The 22295-nt window shown below is 61.8% G+C and carries 22 protein-coding genes; 14 read left to right on the top strand and 8 right to left on the bottom strand.

Going from position 1 to position 22295, the window contains the following annotated elements; all coding sequences use genetic code 11:
- The first annotated feature begins 134 nt into the window (after positions 1–134).
- The 4 genes from leuA (at position 135) to ACTSLZ_RS08380 (ending at position 4670) form a co-directional block, all read left to right on the top strand.
- Complete coding sequence (gene leuA, locus ACTSLZ_RS08395) at positions 135–1874, top strand: 2-isopropylmalate synthase (RefSeq protein WP_397554688.1); 1740 nt, start codon at positions 135–137, stop codon at positions 1872–1874.
- 98 nt (positions 1875–1972) lie between these two features.
- A complete protein-coding gene (gene recO / locus ACTSLZ_RS08390) occupies positions 1973–2731 on the top strand; it encodes a DNA repair protein RecO (protein WP_178979839.1) in 759 nt (252 codons plus the stop codon).
- Entirely contained in the window at positions 2728–3513 is a 786-nt protein-coding gene (locus ACTSLZ_RS08385; protein WP_129314403.1) for an isoprenyl transferase, read from the top strand. Before recO ends, ACTSLZ_RS08385 begins: the two co-directional genes overlap by 4 nt.
- A 65-nt stretch (positions 3514–3578) precedes the next feature.
- Entirely contained in the window at positions 3579–4670 is a 1092-nt protein-coding gene (locus tag ACTSLZ_RS08380; protein WP_443094701.1) for a quinone-dependent dihydroorotate dehydrogenase, read from the top strand.
- A gap of 90 nt (positions 4671–4760) precedes the next feature.
- On the opposite strand, the gene ACTSLZ_RS08375 is transcribed toward ACTSLZ_RS08380, so the two are convergent.
- Complete coding sequence (locus tag ACTSLZ_RS08375) at positions 4761–5297, bottom strand: DUF3043 domain-containing protein (protein WP_238692276.1); 537 nt, start codon at positions 5295–5297, stop codon at positions 4761–4763.
- Positions 5298–5426: 129 nt separating this feature from the next.
- On the opposite strand from ACTSLZ_RS08375, the gene ACTSLZ_RS08370 reads away from it, so the two are divergent.
- The 5 genes from ACTSLZ_RS08370 (at position 5427) to ACTSLZ_RS08350 (ending at position 10639) form a co-directional block, all read left to right on the top strand.
- A complete protein-coding gene (locus ACTSLZ_RS08370; RefSeq protein ID WP_443094700.1) occupies positions 5427–6848 on the top strand; it encodes a dipeptidase in 1422 nt (473 codons plus the stop codon).
- A gap of 149 nt (positions 6849–6997) precedes the next feature.
- Positions 6998–7360 (top strand): HesB/IscA family protein, encoded by a 363-nt coding sequence (locus ACTSLZ_RS08365; protein WP_178979837.1) that lies wholly within the window; start codon positions 6998–7000, stop codon positions 7358–7360.
- 294 nt (positions 7361–7654) lie between these two features.
- Entirely contained in the window at positions 7655–8512 is an 858-nt protein-coding gene (gene ctaC, locus ACTSLZ_RS08360) for an aa3-type cytochrome oxidase subunit II (protein ID WP_443094699.1), read from the top strand.
- A gap of 10 nt (positions 8513–8522) precedes the next feature.
- Complete coding sequence (gene ctaD, locus ACTSLZ_RS08355; RefSeq protein WP_129314398.1) at positions 8523–10226, top strand: aa3-type cytochrome oxidase subunit I; 1704 nt, start codon at positions 8523–8525, stop codon at positions 10224–10226.
- A gap of 11 nt (positions 10227–10237) precedes the next feature.
- Complete coding sequence (locus ACTSLZ_RS08350) at positions 10238–10639, top strand: cytochrome c oxidase subunit 4 (protein ID WP_129314397.1); 402 nt, start codon at positions 10238–10240, stop codon at positions 10637–10639.
- Positions 10640–10921: 282 nt separating this feature from the next.
- On the opposite strand, the gene ACTSLZ_RS08345 is transcribed toward ACTSLZ_RS08350, so the two are convergent.
- Positions 10922–12100 (bottom strand): Cmx/CmrA family chloramphenicol efflux MFS transporter, encoded by a 1179-nt coding sequence (locus tag ACTSLZ_RS08345; RefSeq protein WP_443094698.1) that lies wholly within the window; start codon positions 12098–12100, stop codon positions 10922–10924.
- 302 nt (positions 12101–12402) lie between these two features.
- Between ACTSLZ_RS08345 and ACTSLZ_RS08340 the strand changes: the two genes are divergently transcribed.
- Positions 12403–12816, top strand: coding sequence for a VOC family protein (locus tag ACTSLZ_RS08340; protein ID WP_397554693.1), 414 nt, complete (start codon positions 12403–12405; stop codon positions 12814–12816).
- Between the two features lie 98 nt (positions 12817–12914).
- On the opposite strand, the gene qcrB is transcribed toward ACTSLZ_RS08340, so the two are convergent.
- From qcrB to ctaE, 4 genes are read right to left on the bottom strand one after another with little or no spacing between them, the layout of a single operon-like run.
- The gene (gene qcrB / locus ACTSLZ_RS08335; protein WP_443094697.1) at positions 12915–14543 is read right to left on the bottom strand and encodes a cytochrome bc1 complex cytochrome b subunit; all 1629 of its coding nucleotides are present in this window, start codon (positions 14541–14543) and stop codon (positions 12915–12917) included.
- A gap of 2 nt (positions 14544–14545) precedes the next feature.
- The gene (gene qcrA, locus ACTSLZ_RS08330) at positions 14546–15637 is read right to left on the bottom strand and encodes a cytochrome bc1 complex Rieske iron-sulfur subunit (protein ID WP_129314393.1); all 1092 of its coding nucleotides are present in this window, start codon (positions 15635–15637) and stop codon (positions 14546–14548) included.
- Between the two features lie 58 nt (positions 15638–15695).
- Positions 15696–16490, bottom strand: coding sequence for a cytochrome bc1 complex diheme cytochrome c subunit (gene qcrC / locus ACTSLZ_RS08325; RefSeq protein ID WP_129314392.1), 795 nt, complete (start codon positions 16488–16490; stop codon positions 15696–15698).
- A 55-nt stretch (positions 16491–16545) separates the two neighbouring features.
- A complete protein-coding gene (gene ctaE, locus ACTSLZ_RS08320) occupies positions 16546–17184 on the bottom strand; it encodes an aa3-type cytochrome oxidase subunit III (protein ID WP_129314391.1) in 639 nt (212 codons plus the stop codon).
- Between the two features lie 252 nt (positions 17185–17436).
- On the opposite strand from ctaE, the gene trpD reads away from it, so the two are divergent.
- The gene (gene trpD, locus ACTSLZ_RS08315) at positions 17437–18492 is read left to right on the top strand and encodes an anthranilate phosphoribosyltransferase (protein WP_129314390.1); all 1056 of its coding nucleotides are present in this window, start codon (positions 17437–17439) and stop codon (positions 18490–18492) included.
- A 51-nt stretch (positions 18493–18543) separates the two neighbouring features.
- Here trpD and ACTSLZ_RS08310 read toward each other — a convergent pair whose 3' ends face one another.
- Entirely contained in the window at positions 18544–18963 is a 420-nt protein-coding gene (locus ACTSLZ_RS08310) for a DUF3054 domain-containing protein (RefSeq protein WP_129314389.1), read from the bottom strand.
- 160 nt (positions 18964–19123) lie between these two features.
- Between ACTSLZ_RS08310 and ACTSLZ_RS08305 the strand changes: the two genes are divergently transcribed.
- The 3 genes from ACTSLZ_RS08305 to ACTSLZ_RS08295 all read left to right on the top strand — a co-directional run bounded on the left by ACTSLZ_RS08305 (position 19124) and on the right by ACTSLZ_RS08295 (position 21332).
- Entirely contained in the window at positions 19124–19612 is a 489-nt protein-coding gene (locus tag ACTSLZ_RS08305) for an NfeD family protein (RefSeq protein ID WP_443094696.1), read from the top strand.
- 49 nt (positions 19613–19661) lie between these two features.
- Positions 19662–20840, top strand: a complete 1179-nt coding sequence (locus ACTSLZ_RS08300; RefSeq protein WP_443094695.1) for an SPFH domain-containing protein — start codon at positions 19662–19664, stop codon at positions 20838–20840.
- Positions 20841–20978: 138 nt separating this feature from the next.
- Positions 20979–21332: an RNA polymerase-binding protein RbpA gene (locus ACTSLZ_RS08295; RefSeq protein WP_129314386.1), complete on the top strand. Its 354-nt coding sequence runs from the start codon at positions 20979–20981 to the stop codon at positions 21330–21332.
- Between the two features lie 97 nt (positions 21333–21429).
- On the opposite strand, the gene ACTSLZ_RS08290 is transcribed toward ACTSLZ_RS08295, so the two are convergent.
- Positions 21430–22185: a polyprenol monophosphomannose synthase gene (locus ACTSLZ_RS08290; RefSeq protein WP_129314385.1), complete on the bottom strand. Its 756-nt coding sequence runs from the start codon at positions 22183–22185 to the stop codon at positions 21430–21432.
- Positions 22186–22295 lie beyond the last annotated feature (110 nt).

Raw genomic sequence — 22295 nt, 5'->3', positions numbered from 1 at the left:
TCGTGAGTCATACAACAATGAACCTCCTCCTTATGTGCCGCAGCGAGGCCTCGTAATCCCACAAGGCCGACACCTCGCTGCGGAGGTCAGTTGCGCCGGCCGCAACCCCTGAACACATTTTCGAGAGGTCACTCATGTTGATTCACCCGCAGAAGTCCTCGGGCATGCCGATCCACAAATATCGCCCGTACCACGAGGAAATTTCCGTCAGCCTTCCTGACCGCACCTGGCCGGACAAGGTCATGACGCACGCGCCCCGCTGGTGCGCCGTCGATCTCCGTGATGGGAACCAGGCCCTGGTCGATCCCATGGACACGGACCGAAAGCTGACGATGTTCAACCTGCTCGTCGCTATGGGGTACAAGGAGATCGAGGTGGGTTTCCCGGCCGCCTCACAGACCGACTTCAATTTCGTGCGCACCCTGATCGAGGACCATTACATCCCCGACGACGTCACGATCCAGGTTCTGACCCAGTGCCGTGAGCATTTGATCGAAAGGACCTACGAGGCCATCGAGGGAGCACCCTCGGCCATCGTGCACTTCTACAACTCGACGTCGGTGCTCCAGCGCCGCGTGGTGTTCAAGGAGTCGCAGGACGGTATCATGGACATCGCGCTGAACGGTGCCCGCATGTGCACCAAGTACGAAGAACAGTTGAGCACCCCGGTTCCGATCACGTACCAGTACTCGCCGGAGTCCTACACGGGCACCGAGGTCGAGTACGCGGCACGTGTTGCCAACGCCGTCACCCATGAGCTGGGTATCGGCGACGACCGCCAGGTGATCATCAACCTGCCTGCCACCGTGGAGATGGCGACACCGAACGTGTACGCCGATTCGATCGAGTGGATGAACCGGAACCTGGACAACAGGGACAACGTCATTCTCTCGCTCCACCCTCACAACGACCGGGGCACGGGCATTGCCGCCGCCGAGTTGGGCTTTTTGGCCGGTGCGGACCGGATCGAGGGTTGCCTGTTCGGTAATGGCGAGCGTACCGGCAACGTCGACTTGGTCACGCTGGGCCTGAATTTGTTCACGCAGGGCATCGACCCGCAGATTGACTTCTCGAACATCGAGGAAATTCGTCAGACCGTCGAATACTGCAACCAGATCAAGGTCCACGAGCGGTCGCCGTACGGCGGTGACCTGGTCTTCACGGCCTTCTCGGGATCGCACCAGGACGCCATCAAGAAGGGCTTCGAGGCCATGGAGGCCGATGCGAAGACCAAGGACCAGAAGGTCGAGGAGACCGAATGGGCGGTCCCGTACCTGCCCATCGATCCCATGGACTTGGGTCGGAACTACGAGGCCGTGATCCGAGTGAACTCCCAGTCGGGCAAGGGCGGTGTCGCATACCTGCTCAAGCAGCAGAAGGGCCTGGACATGCCCAAGCGGGCTCAGGTCGAGTTCTCGGGCGTCGTGCAGAATCGCACCGACAGCGAGGGCGGCGAAATCACCAGCGTCGCCCTGTGGGATATCTTCAAGGACGAGTACTTGCCCGCCGAGGAAGACCATGGTGAACGTCGCTGGGGCAAGTTCCGCATCGCCTCGATGACCACAGAAGCCACGGATACCGGCGACACGACGCTGCGCATCAAGCTGGACGTCAACGACCGACAGGTCGAGCGTTCGGCGGTGGGCAATGGCCCGATTGACGCGCTCACGCGGATCCTGGCCCACGAGGGAGTCGACGTTCGCGTCATGGACTATTCGGAGCACGCGATGTCGGCGGGCGAGAATGCCCAGGCCGCGAGCTACGTCGAGGCCGCCGTCGGTGACAGGGTCCTGTGGGGCATCGGTATCGATGCCAACACCACTCGAGCCGGCCTGAAGGCACTCATCTCGGCCGTGAACAGGGCCCTCAGGTAAGAGATCCCGTCCTTGCAGGGCCCGCAGGACGACGTCGGAGGAGAACCTCGTGCCCACGGCGTCGTCCTGCTGCCCTCAGGGCGTGGGACAATGGGTCCGTGCCGACCACAACAGCTGCTTCCAGGACGTACCGAGAGACCGTGATCGTTCTCGGCACCTACCCTTTGGGAGAGTCGGACAGGATCGTCGTCTGCCTGTCGTCGGGCCACGGACTCCTTCGGGCCGTGGCCAAGGGCGTCCGCCGCAGCAGTTCCAAACTGGGAGCCCGTCTCGAGCCCTTCATGATCAGCGACGTGTCGCTGGTCCACGGGCGCAATCTGGATACGGTGACCCAGGCCGTGACCCGCAAGGCCTACGCCGCCCCGATCGTTGCGGACTACGATGCCTACACCCACGCCTCTGCGATCGCCGAGGTGGCTGAGTACGTGGCCCAGGGCGACGGCGAGACTGCCTCCGAAATCTTTGCCCTGACCGCGGGCGCTCTCTCGGCCCTGGCACGACGAACGCACGCCGCACAGGACGTGCTGAATTCCTACCTCGCACGGTCCATGCGGATCGCGGGCTGGTACATCGAGACGGAGGCCTGCGTGCGTTGCGGCACTCGGGACGGTCTTGTGTCATGGTCCATGGCCGGAGGAGGGATCGTCTGTACCGAATGTGCTCAAGCAGGGGACCGGCCCCTGAGCGGGGACATGATGCAGTACTTGCGTGGCGTCGCCACAGGGTCCTGGGAAGTTCTCCAAGGCATCGGGGATCCCACCGCGGGTCAGCGGGTCGGAGCCCTCCTGAGGCGTTATGTACAGTGGCACCTGGAACGCGAGTTCCGCTCTTTTGCTCTGCTCGAAAGGACCTCATGACCGCTCAGACCCCCTATCCGCACCCTTCCGGCCAGAGCGCACCGTCTATACCCCAGAAATTCGTTCCACGGCACGTGGCCGTCGTCATGGACGGCAATGGCAGGTGGGCCAACGAACGGGGGCTCCCGCGCAATGAGGGCCACAAAGCAGGGGAGCGGGCCCTCCTGGACGTCGTGGCCGGAGCGATCGAGATGGGAATACCTGTGGTGAGCGCGTATGCGTTCTCCACGGAGAATTGGAAGCGCTCCCTGGATGAGGTCAACTTCCTGATGACCTTCTGCGGGGATGTGCTGGAACGCCAACTCGAGACTTTGAAATCGTGGGGAGTCCGCATCCGATGGGCAGGACGTCGCCCCAAACTGTGGAAATCCGTCATCCGTCAGCTCGAGGTCTGCGAACGCGAGACGGCAGGCAACTCGGTCTGCACCCTGGTCATGTGCGTGAACTACGGGGGCCGGGCCGAGATCGCCGACGCCGCAGCCACGATCGCCGCCGATGCCGCGGCGGGAAAGATCAAACCGGGCCAGGTGAACGAGAAGACATTCGCCCGATACCTGGACGAACCGGACCTGCCGGACGTGGACATGTTCCTCAGGACATCGGGAGAGCAGAGATTCTCCAACTTCCTGTTGTGGCAGAGCGCCTATGCCGAGATGGTGTTCATGAACATCCTCTGGCCGGATGTCGATCGGTTGGTCCTCTGGGACGCCGTCGAAGAATATGCCCAACGGGATCGCAGATACGGGGGAGCCATCGATTCCGTATCCAAACCTAAAGTATAAGTTTAATCCGCATCCTTAAACTATAAGTTAACGTTCAACCATCCGTCGTGCGTTCAGGAGACGTCGTGGCCAAACTCTATCCAGCCTTTTTCAAAGCAGTGTTCACCCGCATGGACGCCGAGAAGGCACATGCTCTCGGTTTCGCTGCCATCAGGGCATGCCGGGCATCGGGCGTGTCTCGCATCCTCCGTCGCATCACCGCACCCGATCCGTCCCTGCGAACGGAAGCCATGGGCCTGACTTTCCCTTCGCCGTTCGGGCTGGCGGCGGGCTTCGACAAGGGAGCGACAGGGATCAACGCGCTGACCGATCTGGGATTCGGCCACGTGGAGGTGGGCACCGTGACGGGCCGACCCCAACCCGGAAATCCTCGTCCTCGTCTCCACCGCCTGATCAAGGACAAAGCCGTGATCAACCGGATGGGATTCAACAATGACGGCGCCGACCAGATCGGCCCTCGTCTCGCCGCCGCCCACGCGGACCTGTGGCACGACTACGAACGGGGCACCCGACCGATCGTCGGCGTCAACATCGGCAAGACCAAGGTGGTGCCGGTCGACGAAGCCATCGATGACTATCTCCACAGCACTCGAACCCTGGCGCCCCAGGCGGATTACCTTGCGGTCAACGTCAGCTCGCCGAACACGCCCGGCCTGCGCGATCTTCAGCACATCGATGCTCTCCGGCCGCTGCTGAGCGCCGTGTCGGAGGAAGCGGACAAGGCGGCGGGCCGGCATGTGCCCGTATTGGTCAAGATCGCCCCCGACCTGTCGGACGAGGACATCGCCGCGATTGCTGACCTGGCGGTCGAGCTCGGTCTCGAAGGAATCATTGCGACGAACACCACCATCCGGAGGGAAGGGCTTGGTCTCCGGTCAACAACCGAGGAGATCGAGTCGTGCGGTGCCGGTGGGCTGTCCGGGAAACCGGTGGCGGCGCGGTCATCGGAGCTCCTGGCGATGGTGCGGGAACGTGTGGGACCGGACATGACGATCATTTCGGTCGGGGGTGTCACCTCTGGCGACGACGTGGCAGAACGCCTCCGACAAGGCGCAACTCTGGTCCAGGGGTACACGGCTTTTCTCTACGAGGGGCCGTTCTGGGCCGCCACCATCAATCGGCGTCTCAAGAAGCAGATGAAGCACCGCGGACACTGACGATGAGGGCACCCGTGCACGACTGAGGGCGGCGGACCACTTCTTCGTGGTCCGCCGCCCTCAGCGCCGACAAGGATTGCCCAGGATCGATCAGGAGGGGTATTCCCCGCGCTTGACCTGGGGCTTCGGCATCCGCAACTTGCGAATCATCATGACCCTGTTGAACACGTACATGGCGGATCCCGGTTCGACCGAACCGAACTTGGCCACGACGAGTTTCTTGAGCTTTCGCCACAACAGGAAGAAATCGAGGATCCAGATCGCGATGAAGATCCACATGACGTAAATCGTGTACTGCTGGATCGGCAAGGGCATCACGAGCCCCAGCACGAAGATCACGATCAGAATGATGATGAAGTAGTCGCCGACGTTGAACCGGGCGTCGACGTAGTCGCGAACGTAGCGACGTTGCGGGCCGCGATCGCGAGCCGGAAGGTAACGGTCATCGCCGGTCTGCATCGCCTGGTTCTGGCGAAGGCGTGCTTCCCTGGCGGCTTCCCGTTCCTTCTGCTTCGCCTCCTTGCGGTCGTCGGGGACGAGAGGCCGTTTGCGCGCCGCCTCGCGCTCTCGGCGCGTGGGAGTGGGGCGGCCCTTGCCCTGAGGCATCGTCTGATCGGCAGAATTCATCGGCTCCGATGACTGATCTGCCGCGTCACTTGCGGCTGAGGATTTCTTCTTGCTTCCGAACACTCGACCAGGATACTTGATGGCGCGCCCTGTTATCTTCCGACCAGCCCGGAGCATACAGTGGCGCATATGGAGAAAAACGCTGAGAAGAGCACGAGCGAGGCAGCCAACCCTCAATCTTCGGTCACAACCGAGGTCAAGGCACACGTGGAGACGAATTTCGATGCCACACTCTCGACTCTCGAGGGATTGGTGTCCATCCCGTCGGTCGCCTGGGAAAGCCACGATCTCTCCCGCGTTCGGGAGAGCGCCGAACGCGTCGCGGAATTGGCCCGCAACGGCGGCTTCGACGACGTCGAGATCCTGACGGCTCCCAAGCCGGAGGGCGGCCAAGGCATGCCCGCCGTCGTCGCGAGAAAACACCCGAAGCCCGGATACCCCACGGTCCTGTTGTACGCACACCATGACGTCCAGCCCGTGGGCGATGGCGCCGACTGGAACACCGATCCCTGGGTCGCGACGCGACAGGGGGACCGGCTCTTCGGACGGGGCGCCGCGGATGACAAGGCCGGTCTGATGACCCACCTGGCATCGGTGCAAGCCGTCGATGACGTGCTCGGCGACGATCTCGGGATCGGCATCACTCTTTTCATCGAGGGCGAGGAAGAAGCGGGCTCGCCGAGTTTCGTGAACTTTCTCGAGATGTATCGGGACAAGCTGCAGGCGGATGTCATCGTAGTGGCAGATTCCTCGAACTGGCGGGCGGGAGTCCCTGCCCTGACCACGAGCCTGCGCGGTGTCATCTCCGGAACGATTACGGTGCGGACCCTGAACCATGCCCTGCATTCCGGAATGTTCGGTGGACCTCTGGTCGACGCGAACACGGCGATGGTCCGGCTCCTGGCCTCCTTGCACGACGACGACGGCGCCGTCGCAATCGAAGGACTGGTCCGGGGGCAGGAACCCGACCTCGACTACGCCGAGAAGGATTTCCGTGAGGACGCCGGTGCGCTGGAGGACTTCCGGCTGACGGGACGAGGCAGTATTTCGTCCCGACTCTGGAACCAGCCTGCCCTATCCGTGATCGGAATGGACATCACCTCGGTGGATCAGTCCTCGAACACGATGGCGGCCAGTACCCGCGCCCGCGTCAGCCTCAGACTGGCCCCTGGCCAGGATCCTCACGAAGCGCATCGACTCCTCGAAAAGCACTTGTCCGAGCACGCTCCGTGGGGGTCGACCGTGGAATACGACGGCGGCGAGGCAGGCCAGCCCTTCGAATCGGACGTGACCAGCGAACCTGCCCGTGCGGTGCTGGATTCCATGCGGGATGCGTGGGGCACCGACGCCGCGTTGATGGGCATGGGAGGATCCATCCCGTTCGTCGCGTCGCTGACCCGGACGTTCCCCGATGCGGCGATTCTCATCACGGGCATCGAGGATCCTGACACGCGGGCACACAGCGCCAACGAGTCTCTCTACATCCCCGATTTCCAGCGCGCCATCGAGTCCGAGGCGCTCTTCCTGTCCCGAATGAACGCAAAACTGTAGTCCCGGTCCACGTCTGGCGCGGGAATCCGTCCTGACCGCGGGCCCGACCGTCCTCGGCTTCTGCCGAGGAATAGATCCGCTGTCTGCGGGGTTACACTGGCCCAAGAGCAATGGCTAGGCTTGAGGCGAGCAGAAAGGCAGGTCGCGATATGACTGTTGCACCCGATACGAAGACCGAGATGCCGACTCACGGTGTGAATCTCACCGATGGCGCGGCGGAGAAGGTCCGCGCACTTCTGGAGCAGGAAGGACGCACGGATCTTCGACTGCGCGTCGCCGTCCAGCCCGGTGGTTGCTCGGGTCTCATCTACCAGCTGTACTTCGACGAGCGCGTGCTCGACGGCGACGCCGTACGCGATTTCAACGGCGTCGAGGTGATCGTTGATCGCATGAGCACCCCTTACCTCGAGGGCTCCACGATCGATTTCGAGGACACTATCCAGAAGCAAGGGTTCTCCATCGACAACCCGAATGCTCAGGGATCGTGCGCATGCGGTGACTCCTTCAACTGAGTGACATAGATCGCGTCCGGTCGATGCGTAATATGGCCCGGTAGTTCCCGGCAGGGGAACTGCCGGGCCATAGGCTTGTAGAAGTCGGTAATGCGGGCTCCAACACGCTCATGGCGGCCATGTCGAAGCTGAATCCCACTCCGTTTTCGGGGTACTGTGGTGACACACTGTCAGCGGGAATCCGCAGGTGCGAGTAAGCTCGTACCGAGACAGGAACGCTATGGCCCGACCACACATCAGCGGTGGGAGAGCGAGTGTTCATCACACGCACGGATATTAGAGGAAGGGCAGTCTGTGAGTTCGCAGAAACGAACCGGTAGCAGCCGCACCAAGGGCATCGTAGCCATTGGCGCGACCGCGGCCGCCACGCTGCTGTTGACGGGTTGTTCGGACACTGCCAAGGTCGGGTTCTTGCCGACCAAGCGCGGAACGACCGACAACGTCGACACGATCATGGATCTTTGGATCGGTTCCTGGGTCGCTGCACTGGCCGTTGGTCTTGTTACCTGGGGCCTCATGCTCTGGTGCATCATCGCGTACCGCCGCCGCAAGGGCGAGACCGGGTACCCGCGCCAGCTGGGTTACCACCTTCCTCTCGAAATCATGTACACGGTCATCCCGATTGTGTTGATCGTGAGCCTCTTCGCCTTCTCCGACAAAGCAGAGCGTTCCGTCGACAGCCGCTGGGACGATCCCGGCGTCACAGTCGAGGTCTACGGCAAGCAGTGGGCGTGGGACTTCAACTACCTGGACAGCGACACCTACACTTCGGGCACGCAGGCAGGTCTTGACGGCCAACCCGGCAAGGAAGACAAATTGCCGACCCTCTACCTGCCCGAGAACACCCAGGTTGAGCTCCAGCTCAAGTCCCGCGATGTGAACCACTCGTTCTGGGTGCCGGCATTCTTGCAGAAGATCGACACCATCCCGGGTCAGACCAACTACATGGACTTCAAGACCGGCGGCCCCGGTGACTATCAGGGCAAGTGCGCCGAGCTCTGCGGTGAGTACCACTCCGAGATGCTCTTCAACGTGAAGGTCGTGTCCCAGGCGGAATACGACCAGCACATGCAGGACCTCAAGGACCAGGGCAACAATGGCCGCCTGGGCGATGAGTACAACCGCAATCCCAACATGAACGAATCGAAGTAGGGGAGTACCGGTGTCAACACTCGAGTATTCAGCTGAAGAAACAACGGTTGCGCAACGCACCGTACCCCGCTCGCGGGGTCGGATCGTTGTCAGCTGGTTGACTTCGACCGACCACAAGACCATCGGGTACATGTACCTGATTTCGTCTTTCGTCTTCTTCCTTCTCGCAGGAATCATGGCGCTCGTGATGCGCCTTGAGCTTTTCGAGCCCGGAATGCAGATCCTGGAGACCAAGGAACAGTTCAACCAGCTGTTCACCATGCACGGCACCCTGATGCTGCTGATGTTCGGCACGCCCATGTTCATCGGCTTCGCGAACGTCATCGTGCCTCTGCAGATCGGTGCCCCCGACGTCGCCTTCCCGCGGCTCAACGCCCTGGCGTTCTGGTTCTTCCTCTTCGGCTCGCTGGTCGCCATCTCCGGCTTCATCACCCCGCAGGGCGCGGCATCCTTCGGTTGGTTCGCCTACGCGCCGTTGAACTCCACGACATACAGCCCCAGCGTGGGTGGTGACCTCTGGGTCTTCGGTCTCGCGCTCCAGGGCTTCGGCACCATCATGGGTGGCGTCAACTTCCTGACCACGATCCTGTGCATGCGTGCTCCGGGCATGACGATGTGGCGTATGCCGGTCTTCACGTGGACGACCCTGATTACCGCCATTCTGCTGATCATGATCTTCCCGCCGCTCGCGGCGGCGCTGTTCGCCCTCGGTATGGACCGCAGGCTCGGCGGCCACATCTTCGACGCTGAAAATGGTGGTGCGATGCTTTGGCAGCACCTCTTCTGGTTCTTCGGACACCCCGAGGTGTACGTCCTGGCGCTGCCATTCTTCGGCATTGTTTCGGAAATCATCCCCGTGTTCTCTCGGAAGCCCATCTTCGGGTACAAGGGCTTGGTCTACGCGACCATCGCGATTGCCGCGCTGTCCGTCACCGTGTGGGCCCACCACATGTACGTCACGGGTGCGGTCATGCTCCCATTCTTCTCCTTCATGACGATGATGATCGGCGTGCCCACGGGTGTGAAGTTCTTCAACTGGATCGGCACCATGTGGCAAGGCTCCATTACCTTCGAAACGCCCCTGTTGTGGATCTTCGGCTTCCTGCTGACCTTCCTGTTCGGCGGCGTCACCGGCATCATCCTCGCCACCCCGCCGTTGGACTTCCACCTCTCCGATTCCTACTTCGTGGTGGCCCACTTCCACTACACGGTGTTCGGTACGGTCGTGTTCTGTATGTTCGGCGGTCTCTACTTCTGGTGGCCGAAATTCACCGGCAAGATGCTCAACGAGCGTCTCGGCAAGATCCACTTCTGGTTGTTGTTCACGGGCTTCCACGCAACCTTCCTGATCCAGCACTGGCTGGGTGTGGACGGTATGCCTCGCCGTTACGCGGACTACATGCCCGAGGACGGATTCACCTGGATGAACCAGTTCTCCACGATCGGTGCGATGCTGTTGGCGGTCTCGATGTTGCCGTTCTTCTGGAACGTCTACATCACCACCCGCAATGGCAAGAAGGTCGAGGTCGACGATCCGTGGGGCTTCGGCAGCTCGCTGGAGTGGGCGACGTCGTGCCCGCCGCCTCGCCACAATTTCACGGCCCTGCCCAGGATCCGTTCCGAGCGTCCGGCCCTGGACCTGCACCATCCGGAGCTGTCCACCAACCACGATGTCGCCTCGGCAGCCCGCCAGGCCGCCACGGTCAACTCGTAGGAGGCACGTAGATGCGCGAAAATGCCATTCTGTTCTGGATCTTGTTCATCTTCTTGATTCCGGTAACGATCGTGTACGGATTCATGACGGGGTTCACCGAGTGGGTCGGCTTCCCGGCCCTGCTCCTGACGGCTTTGATGTCGGCTTTCCTCGGGTTCTTCTTCAGCTTCACCGCGAAGAAGCACCCGAACCAGCCGTCGGACAACCTCGATGGTGAGATCGTCGACGCCGCCGGCGACTATGGCTTCTACTCTCCCTGGAGCTGGTGGCCGTTGCTGTTGGCTATTGCTGCCGCGATCGGCGTCGTCGCGATGGCCATCGGTTGGTGGATGCTCATGCTGGCCGCACCGGTGGCGCTCATCGGCCTGGTCGGCTGGGTTTACGAGTACAGCCGCGGTAACCACGCCCACTAAGGTGATCACCGCACTGCGACTTATTAGATAGGAAAGAGCCCCGATCCGTACGAGGATCGGGGCTCTTTCCTATCCGAGTAACCGTGGATGCAAGCAACGGCGTACCATCACAGGCCATGGTCCGTGCCACACGGGGTGCGCCCTCATTCTGCCCGTCCGGGCGTGAGCGCATATGGCCCCTGACGTTCAGCGGCCACCGCCGCTGTGAAGAACCGGAACCACCCCGACATTGACCCTGCGTTGCCGACGCGTACACGCAATCAGCGGCACGTTCTCGTGGGTTTAGGACTCTGAGTCGTCCGCGCTCTTCGTGATCAGGTTTCCCCCGGACAGGACGATGATCAGGGCAGCGGTCGTCAGCCCGCAGGCCACCCACACCGGGCCGAGCAACCCGAAGCTTGATCCCAGCGCCAAGGCCCCCAGCGCGGGACCAGCAGCAGCTCCCATATTCAACGCCGTCGTGGCGTACGCCCCGGCCATGGTCGGTGCGCCCGAGGCAACATACAGGACGCGGGCAATGAGTGTGCTGCCTACTCCGAAAGACAGTACGCCTTGGATCAAGACCATCCCCATGAGGGCAACAGGATCGGCGGCGACGAGCGCGAGAACTGTCCATCCCATCAGCAACAGCGGTCCTCCAAGACAAAGGACAAGACCTGATCGAGTGTCCGACAGACGGCCGGACATCGATACGCCGATGAATGACCCGACGCCGAAAAGCACCAGGGTGACGGACACCCACGCTTCGGGTAGCCCGGCCAGATCGGTCACCACTGGCGCCAGGTAGGTGAAAACCGCGAAGGTTCCCGCGTTGACCAAAGCTGCAAGGGTCATGGCAAGAATGACCCGGATGTCGGTCAGCTGCCGGAGTTCGGTATGCAACTTCGGGGAGTCCGACGGGGGAGGATCCTGTTCGGTACCACCTGGTACTCCACGCACTACGCCGTAGAGGGCCGGCGCGCACAAGACGACAATCGCCCAGAACGTCATTCGCCAGCCCCCAAGCGAACCGAGCAGTGCTCCTGCGGGAACTCCAGCGACGGTGGCTATCGTCGTTCCGGAGAGCAGCACCGACAGCGCACGGCCCTTCTGCTGCTCTGGCACCACGGCGGTTGAGGCGCTCAGTGCTACGGCGAGAAATCCCGCGTTGGCGACAGCGCTCAGCACCCGGGACATGAGGAGGAGCGAGAACGCGGTTGTCATGGCCCCAACGCAATGACTGGCAGCGAAGAGCAGCAGGGTCACTGCCAGTGTGACCCGACGTGGCCAACTACGACTGAAGGCGGCCATGAGCGGCGCCCCGCCGATCATGCCCAGGGCAAAAGCGGAGCTGAGTAGTCCCGCGGTGCCCATCGGCACATCGAGATCGGCCGCGATGGCGGGCAGAATACCCGCGAGCATGAATTCTGAGGTGCCCATGACGAAAACGGCCAGGGCAAGCATGTAGAGAGCGAAAGGCATTGAATACTCCGAGATGAGATGACTGAAGATGACTCTTCTCGGACCACGGCCAACGCCCTGGAAGGGGTATGCGCGCGCCTTCAGGCGGCGGACAGCATATCTACATGTTCAAGGGGTTGGCGGTTGATCCGACAACCCCTGACTTGTCTGATTCGGGACTCTGCATGCCTCAGACTCTACACGCGGTGGCCCTCAGTGCTTCGCACGGTGGGTCATCATGGTCGGCTGACCTGGCAATCATGGTGATATCCCTGCCACCGAGCCCGCCGTCAGCGGAGTGTCGTCATGGGTAGGCTGGACCGATGGAGCAGCGAATATCACTCATCACACTGGCCACCTCGGATCTGGACGCGTCTCGACGGTTCTATGTCGACGGTCTCGGATGGGCCCCTGATCTGGAGGCCGACGACGTCCTGATGATGCGAGCCGGGGAGCATCTGATCTTGTCCCTGTGGCGTCAGGAAGCGTTCGAGGAGGAGGTTGGAGCTATTGCTCCGGGGCCGGGGCTTGCGCCACTCACACTCGCTCACAATGTTGGGTCAGCAGAGGAGGTTGATGGGGTCCTGCGAGCTGCCCGCGAGGCCGGCGCGCCCTTCGTGTCTGTGGCGGCCCATCGCGAGTGGGGCGGGTACAGCGGATATTTTGCCGACCCTGATGGGTACCGCTGGGAGATCGCTTGGGCACCTGGACCCGTCAATGACGCCGTCCTGCCTTGAGGCACGCAGTTCACGTCGTTCTCCCAAGGGCTCAGAAAGCACGAAAGCCCCGCCCCTGGCAGGGGGCGGGGCCTTCTCTCAGGCACTGTGTCCGACGCTCAGTGGCTACCGGATTCCAGCTCGTGGTGTTTGTGCGCTGCTTCCAGTTCCTCGGGCGAAACCGGGGCAACACGGTCTTCGAAGAAGAGGCGCGACAACCGGCCGCGAACCTTCTCACCACCGCTGATCTTGCCCTTCTTGTCCGGCTGAGCCGGGGAGACCACGGGCGAATTGAAGTTCACCAGGCGGTACCTGTCGTACTCATTGAGCGGTTCGTGGACCTCGATGAATTCACCGTGCGGCAACTGGACCACTCGGCCTGTTTCGATGCCATGAAGCACCAGTTCGCGGTCCTTGCGTTGCAGCGAGAGGCAGATTCTGCGAGTGATCTCGAAGGCGATGAACGGTCCAAAGAAGAAGAAGAACCGAAGCACATAGGCCACATCGTTCAGCGCCACATGGAAGTGGGTCGCAATGAGGTCAGAGCTCGCAGCCATCATCATGATGGAGTACCAGGTGACGCCCGCGACGCCCGCACCCGTCCGGAAAGGAGCGTTGCGAGGACGGTCCAGGATGTGGTGTTCGCGATTGTCCTTGGTGACCCAGCGCTCGAGCCAGGGCCAGGTGAAGAACAGACCCAGGAGGATTGCGGCCGGAACCATCGGAAGCAGAACTGCCAGGACCCAGGTTCCGCCGGCCTGGACCTGCCAGTGCCAGGGCCATGCACCGGGCATGAGGCGCAGGGCGCCGTCGACCCAACCGATGTACCAGTCGGGCTGCGTACCAGCCTGAACGGGGGAGGGATCGTAGGGGCCGTAGTTCCAGATCGCGTTGATCGTCACCGTGCCAGCCATGAGAGCAATGATTCCGAAGACCACGAAGAAGAACCCGCCGGCCTTGGCCGCGTACACCGGCCCCACGGGGAACCCGACCACGTTTTTCTCGGTACGGCCCGGGCCCGGGTACTGGGTGTGCTTGTGAACAACCACCATGAACAGGTGAGTGGCCACGGTCAGCAGGATCAGCGCGGGGATGATCATGATGTGCAACGTGTACAGGCGCCCGATGACGGCGTGACCCGGGAACTCGCCTCCGAAGAAGAACAGGGACAAGTGAGTGCCGACGAGGGGGATGGCCTTCATGACGCCGTCGATGATGCGCAGACCGTTGCCGGAGAGCACATCGTCAGGGAGGGAGTACCCGGTGAAGCCTGCCGCCATGGACAACACGAAGAGCATGCCACCGACAACCCAGTTCAGCTCACGAGGCCGACGGAACGCACCGGTGAAGAACACGCGCATCATGTGCACGGCAATGGCAACCACGAACATCAGCGCGGCCCAGTGATGAACCTGTCGCATGAACAGGCCGCCACGTATGTCGAATGAAATGTGCAATGCGGAAGCGTAGGCGGCCGACATCTCGACGCCCTTCATCGGGACATAGCTTCCGTCGTAGACCTTCGACGTCATCGAAGGGTCGAAGAAGAAGGTCAGGTACGTCCCGGACAGGATCAGGATCACGAGGCTGTAGAGAGCAACCTCGCCGAACATGAACGTCCAGTGGTCCGGGAAGATCTTCCGACCGAACTCGCGGACAATGCCGGACATGCCCACGCGAGTGTCCACAAAGTTTGCGATGCGCCCCGGGGTGGTCGAGGCCTGGTATTCGTTTACAGCATTAGACATGTTTAGGCCTCACTCGCCATCTCTTGCTTCTGCTTGCCCCGCTCCCAGTAGGCCGGGCCGACCGGCTCGTGGAAGTCGCTGCGCGCCACGAGGTATCCCTCGGAATCGACGGTGATCGGCAACTGGGGCAGAGCGTGCGCGGCGGGGCCGAACACGACAGCGCATTCGTTGGCCGCGTCGAACGTGGACTGGTGGCACGGGCACAACAAGTGGTGCGTGCGCTGCTCGTACAGGGCGATGGGACAACCGACGTGGGTGCACACCTTGGAGTAGGCGATGATCCCGTCGACGTTCCAATCCTTGCGGTCATCGGACACATGGAGCTCTTCGGGATCCATGCGCATCAGCAAAACCACTGCCTTGGCCTTCTCCTCGAGGTATCCGTCCTCATGGGAAATGTCCAAGATGTTTTCCGGCAAGACGTGGTAAGCGGAGCCCAAGGTGACATCCGAGGCCTTGATGGGAGTCCCGGAGGGGTCACGGACCAGCCGGACACCCTTGTCCCACAATGTGTGCGAGAGAACCTTGGGATCGATGGGGCCGAGCTCGCGGAACAGCGTGATGAAAGTCAGTGGCGCAAGAATGATCGCGCCGATCATCGTGTTGCGCAGCAACGGACGGCGCTTGATCCCGGACTCGTCGATGATCGTCTCGACGATCTCCTGAGCAGAAGCCCTGGATTCTTCCGAGCTGATCTCGTGGCGCATCTCGACCATTTCGTGGTCGGGCATCAGGGTACGAGCCCACTGCACGATTCCGATGCCGATACCGAACATCGTGCACGCAATGCCGAGGCCGAGCAACAGGTTCTGGAGCCGAAGGTTGCTGGTCGGATCCGGATTGTTCACGTTGAACATGTCCCCGTCCGCCTTGATGGCGAAGAAGCCGATCCAGAATACGAACGCTCCGACGATAGACAGGATGAAGAGCCAGGAGACCTGGCGTTCGGCGCGCTTGGCGCGCTTGGGGTCCAGATCGGTCAGACGCGGTTCGTGGTGAGGGAGACCGGGATCCGGGAATTGTTCCTGATTCTGGTCTCCTGAGGTAGCAACGGCGCCGGAACGCTCCGGTGCTCCGTCACGATGGTTGCCCATGTGATCCTCTAACTTCCTTGGTACGAGCTGCTGGTAGGTGTGTGATGCGCGGTCGGGCTTACGCGGACCGCGAGGTCAGCCACACGGTGAAACCGATGACCAGACCCAGACCAATGGTCCAGATGAACAGGCCCTCCGACACGGGGCCGAGCGAGCCGAGCGCCAGACCGCCGGGGGAGCTGTTGCTCTCCTGAGCCTTCAGGTAGGTAATGACGTCACGCTTTTCATCCGGGGTGATGTTGGCGTCGTTGAACACCGGCATGTTCTGAGGACCGGTTTCCATGGCCTCGTAGATGTGCTCCTCGGAGACATTCATGAGGGTGGGAGCGAACTTGCCGCGCGTCAGCGCACCGCCGGAGCCCGCCGCGTTGTGGCACATTGCGCAGTTCGCGAGGAACACCTTGGCGCCGTTGGCGGCATCTCCCTTGCTGGTGTCCAGGGATTCCTTGTCCGGAACTCCGGGACCGGCACCGAGGGAAGCGACGTAGGAGGACAGCTGCTTGGTCTGATCGTCAGTGAACTGACCCGGCTTGATCTGAGCCTGAGTGCCCTGCATCTGCATGGGCATACGTCCTGTTCCGACCTGGAAGTCAACCGCAGCGGCGCCGACGCCGACCAGCGACGGGCCGTTGTCGGTGCCCTCGCCGCTGGTTCCGTGGCAGGTTGCGCAGTTCGACTGGAACAGCTTCTGTCCTGCGGCGATGTCGTCGGCAGTGTAGTTCTGTTCCGAGTCGGCCTTGGCCTGATTGGTGGCGGAGGCAACTGCATAGAGGCCACCAGTCAGGACGAGGGCGACAGCCAACAGAATAATGGCCGCCAGCGGGTGACGCCGCTTCTGGGAGAGTGCCTTCACGTCAAGAGTTCCTTTGTCTGTGTGTGATTGATGTGTGGGCGGGCGATCCGCGGAGCTACTTCACGAAGTAGACCACGATGAACAGCACGATCCAGACCACATCGACGAAGTGCCAGTAATAGGAAACCACGATCGCCGAGGTTGCCTCGTAGTGTCCGAATCGCTTGGCGACGTACGCGCGTCCAATGATGAAGAGGAACGCGATCAAACCGGCGGTCACGTGCAATGCGTGGAAGCCTGTCGTGATGTAGAACGCCGAACCATAGGCGCTGGCCGCGATGGAAACGCCTTCGGAGACCAAGGTCGCGTACTCCATGGCCTGGACACTGACGAAGAAGGCGCCCATGACGAAGGTCAGGAGGAACCACTCAACCATGCCCCACTGGCCGACCTGGAAGATCGATCCTGTGCGACGGGCCTTGAGCTGCTCGGCCTTGAACACGCCGAACTGGCAGGTGACCGAGCTCAGGACGAGCACGATCGTGTTCGTCAGGGCCAGCGGGATATTCAGGTGGTGAGTGTTCTCCGCCCACACGTCGGGCGACGTGGCCCGCAGGGTGAAGTACATGGCAAACAGTCCGGCAAAGAACATCAGCTCACTCGCGAGCCATACCACCGTGCCGACGGACACGATGTTGGGGCGATTGAGCGTCGGTTGTGCCGACTTACTGGGAGTATGGGTTGCAGTTGTCACATAGACATTATGTCGGTAAAACTCCCGCCGAACCAACAGGAGCCGGTGCGCGTTGCTCCGGCGTGTCATCCTGAGCCCCGCGGATCGCCTCGCTGGCGCGGATTTGCAGGGCTTCGTCTCGGTTCTGGCCTTTAAAGTCACGTAATGGTGGGACGGCCGCCACAGTCGAAGACCCAGGCTTCATCCAGCTTCCGCACAGGACATCGGCGTAGGGGCCACAGGAAGGGGTATTTCATCGTCTAGGGTTGTCGTATGAGCAACACCGAGAGCGCCGGCGCGCAGCCAACGTGGAAGAGTCTGATCAACGCGATCGAACGGCACGAAGACCTGAGTTATGACGAGGCCGCGTGGGCCATGCGAGAGATGATGTCCGGCCTGGCCGACCCCGTCCAGGTGGCCGCCTTCCTGGTTGGACTGCACACCAAGGGGGAGACGGCGGAGGAGCTCCACGGACTTTCGGAGCAGATGCTGGATATGGCGGAGCCATACGGCGGCCCACGAGATGCGGTGGATATCGTGGGAACCGGTGGTGATCAGCACAACACGGTCAACATCTCGACGATGGCTTCTCTCGTCATTGCCGGGGCAGGCGTCAAGGTCGTGAAGCACGGCAACCGGGCGTCGTCGTCGTCAACAGGATCTGCGGACGCCCTGGAACGGCTGGGCCTGCCTCTCGACGCACCCGCGGCGAGGGTCGAGGCCTCCGTCGGCGAGGTCGGCATCTCGTTCCTTTTTGCCAACACCTACCATCCGGCCATGCGGTACATCGGCCCCATTCGCAAGACGCTCGGGGTTCCCACCGTTTTCAATTATCTGGGACCACTGGCCAATCCGGCACGCGTCGCCTCATCCGTGATCGGGGTGTCCAGCACACGCATCGCACCCCTCATGGCGGATGTCTTCGCCCGCCGTGGTGACCACGCACTGGTATTCACGGGACCGCTGAATCTCGACGAGTTGAGCCTGATCGGGCCGACTCAGATGTGGGAGGCCCACGACGGTCACATCACAGAGAGCGTGATCGAGGTGGCCGACCTCGACCTCCCGTCGAACACCTTGGCCGACATCACCGGCAAGGATGCGCAGTTCAATGCCGAAGTCATTCAGCGGGTCATGGCGGGGGAGAGCGGCCCCATTCGCGACACGGTCGTGCTGAATGCGGCCGCTGGCCTTGTCGCCGCCGAGAAGGAAGCATCGAGCCCCTTGACCGATCGCCTCAATGCTGCAATCTCTCGGGCTCAGGATGCGCTGGATTCCGGACGTGCGGAGGAAGTCCTGACGTCGTGGATCAGGTTCCTCAAAGATTAAATCTATACTTTAAGGTGAATGAGTGATACCCTGAGTCGACGAGGCCGGGACTCACGGCCGCCGCTGGGCGATCTTCGCTATGACTCGTGCCAGCACGCGGTAACCCAGCAGAAAGACCGCATTGGCGATGGTTGCCACGATGATGAAGGACCAATGTGTCCCGCTTCCTGTCGCAGCGCGCAGAAGCATGCCGACGATGACCGTCGCAAGCCAGATGGTCACACCCGAAGGGATCAGGCTTGCAGGGGCGCGCCAGGCCTTGGACAACAGCCAACCAACAATGGCGCCCACGAGAAATGGCCATGCCGTCAGGGCCGTTCCCGCGAGACTTTCGCCGTGGGAACTGCGGCCAATGGCAGCGAAGAGGATGACGAGCACGAGGTCGGCCGCGACATAGGGCCACACGGATGCCGACGTCGTCTGGCGCTGGTCGGTGCGGTTCGCGGTATGAGCTGATTCGATGGAGGGCATGTATCGAATCTATCCCAGCGCTGAGATCAGGAGCGATCGGGGGCCGGGCCGAAAGCATTACTTTACATAATGTAGATTATCGGCGTTAGTGGGATGGTTGATGTGGTGCGGTGATCCTTGGTCCCCAGCAGTTTTGCAGGCAACATGGTGAGTACAACCGATGGAAGGAACGTCGCTCGTGCTGACCTGGATCGTGGAAAATCCTTTTGCGGTGTGGCTGATCGCCGCCATTGTTCTCGCGGTGGTCGAAATGCTGTCCCTGGATTTCTTCTGTCTCATGCTGGCCGGCGGAAGTTTCGCCGCGACATTGACTGCGTTGGCCACCGACAGCTGGACCATACAGGTTCTGGTTTTCGCCGTGGCGTCGGTCCTGCTGATCTTCCTGGTCCGACCGATTATTGTGCGGCGTCTGAACCGGAACACGCCCCAGACGCTGAGCAATGTCGATCGTTTGGTCGGTCAGCGCGTCGAGGTGCTCGAAGACGTCTCCCAGGTCTCCGGGCTCGTCCGACTCGAGGGTGACCACTGGACAGCACGGACATCGAATCATGACGTGGTCCTTCCCGCAGGGTCGACCGCGGTCGTTCAGAGCATTGACGGGGCAACCGCCGTGGTCGATGCTTCCACCGGAGAAAACAGGCCCGAATAACCGGCGAAACGTTCCCGACTCGAGGCACCACCAAGGAAGGTACATCCCCATGGCACCACTCATCATTGTGCTCGTGCTGCTGATCCTGCTGGTCGTGATCGCACTGTTCAAGGCGGTGCGCATCATTCCCCAGGCCAAGGCCGGCATCGTTGAGCGACTTGGAAAATATTATTCGACCCTCAACCCGGGATTGCACTTCGTGGTCCCCTTCATCGACCGCGTCCTGCCGCTCATCGATTTGCGCGAACAGGTGGTTTCCTTCCCGTCCCAGTCGGTTATCACCGAGGACAACCTCGTGGTCGGCATCGACACCGTGGTGTACTTCCAGGTCACCGACCCTCGGGCCGCAACCTACGAAATCACGAACTACATCCACGCCGTGGACGAGCTCACGAGCGCAACGCTGCGCAACGTCGTCGGCGGGTTGAACCTCGAGCAGGCCCTGACCTCGCGCGACCAGATCAACGCCGAGTTGCGCGGTGTTCTGGACAGCACCACGGGTCGTTGGGGTCTTCGCGTTTCTCGCGTCGACATCAAGGAAATCCAGCCGCCCGTGTCCATCCAGGACTCCATGGAGAAGCAGATGCGCGCCGAGCGTGATCGTCGTGCGGCCATCCTGACCGCCGAGGGCGCCAAACAGTCCTCGATTCTGACGGCCGAAGGCGAACGCCAGGCCTCGATCCTCTCGGCCGAAGGTGACGCGAAAGCAGCCATCCTGCGTGCCGACGGCGAGGCGCAGGCCATTCACAAGGTGTTTTCCGCCATTCACAAGGCAAATCCGTCGCAGAAACTCCTCAGCTACCAGTACCTGCAGACACTTCCGAAGCTGGCCGAGGGCGATTCCAACAAGCTGTGGTTCGTCCCGACCGAGCTGGGCGACGCGCTGCGAGGCATCGGCAAGGCCTTCGGAGACGGTCAGGGTGTCGACCCGATGAATCCCTTTGCCCCGGCGTCGGAGGAAGAACCAACGTCCGCGGAATCCGACGATTCGGAAGACCCCATCGTCGACTCCCCGGATCTCAAGGTCACCGAGGACGACCTCAACCCGGACGTCAACCAGACCAGCGTCAACCCTGACGACTTCGAGATGCCGCCCTCGAGCATCGACCCGGACGAGCCGGTTTCGCCCGCGATGGACGATCAGCCGGGCCCGGATTCCGGTGCACCCACCACCACGGAGGATTCCGGGAACGACGGCGATGACTACGGCATTCCGGGGCGCCAGTAGCCACCGGTCCTCTCCCCTTGCGGAGCGTTGATTTAGCCTCCGCTCGGGAGAATGAGACCATAGTCAGGAATAAACGTGGGCGTTGTGTCGCTGAACATGATGCCGTGACCCCGTTCCTACTCGGGAAGGAAATGATCTATGAGTGACCGCAGCCTTCGAGGTATGCGCTTGGGCTCCCAGTCCATGGAGTCCGAACAGGGCGTGCAGCCTGCTCCGCGCCAGCGGGTCGAGTACCGGACCGACGACGGCGAACAGGTTTTCGTGACCTTCGCTGCGGAGGCCGAGATCCCGGCAACCTGGACCGCGAAGTCGGGCAAGGAGGCTCTGCTCATGGACGGCAGCAAGCCGGACACGAGCAATGAGAAGCCCGTGCGTACGCACTGGGACATGTTGCTCGAGCGTCGATCGATGGAAGAGCTTGAGGAGACCTTGCAGAAGCGCATCGATTACTACCGTGAACGTCACGAAATTCCGGCCGACCAGGAGAGCTGACCCTAGTTCTGGCAACGCCGTACGAGCAGACGACAAAGATCGGGGCGACACCCAGTGGGTGTCGCCCCGATCTTTGTCTCTCCGCCCGGTCCGCCGCCTACGCCGTGGCGCGCACGGCGCGAAGCTTGTTGCACAGGGTCTTGGCGCGAGCCCCGAGCCCCCAACGGGCCACTTTCGTCATCGATTCCAGGATGACTCCGGAGTCCATCTTCGAATCCCCGACCTCACGTTCAACGAACGTGATCGGAACCTCAGTAATGGTGAGTCCCGCCAACTCGGCTCGCCACCCGAGATCGATCTGGAAGCAGTAGCCTACCGAGTCGATCGTTTCCAGATCGAGGCGTTCCAGAGTCCCGCGACGAAATGCCCTGTATCCAGCGGTGATATCGCGAACATCAGTTCCCAACATCGTCTGAGCATAGAAATTGGCTCCGCGAGAGAGGAACTGACGGTGCCAGGGCCAATTGACGGTCTTTCCCCCGGGTACGTACCGAGAGCCGATGGCGAGGTCCGCGCCTCGCTCGACGGCCTCGAGCAAACGCCCCAGTTGTTCCGGCTGGTGGGAACAGTCAGCATCCATCTCGACGAGGACGTCGTAGTCTCGCTCCATGCCCCACGTGAATCCGGCGATGTAGGCCGCCCCCAGGCCTCCCTTGCCTTTCCGGTGGAGCACATGAATTTTCTCGTCCTCGTGGGAGAGCCGATCGGCGAGCTCACCGGTTCCGTCCGGGCTGTTGTCGTCGACCACGAGGACGTGGACCTCGGGCTGTGCGGCACGCAGGCGCTCGATCACCACGGGAAGAGCTTCGAGCTCGTTGTACGTGGGGATCACTGTCAGGGTCTTGAGTTCCACTGTGAATGCTCCTGCGGAGGTCTTGAAGTCAGTGAGGTCGCCCTCGTGTCACTTCGTGATATTCAGTTCCGGCGCTACTTTATCCCAACTCGTGCACAATATCCTGACGA

The sequence above is a fragment of the Rothia koreensis genome, from assembly GCF_052232265.1.
Lineage (GTDB): Bacteria > Actinomycetota > Actinomycetes > Actinomycetales > Micrococcaceae > Rothia > Rothia koreensis.
The sequence above is the reverse complement of the archived record's forward strand: the minus strand, read 5'-3'. Positions and strand labels throughout refer to the sequence as shown.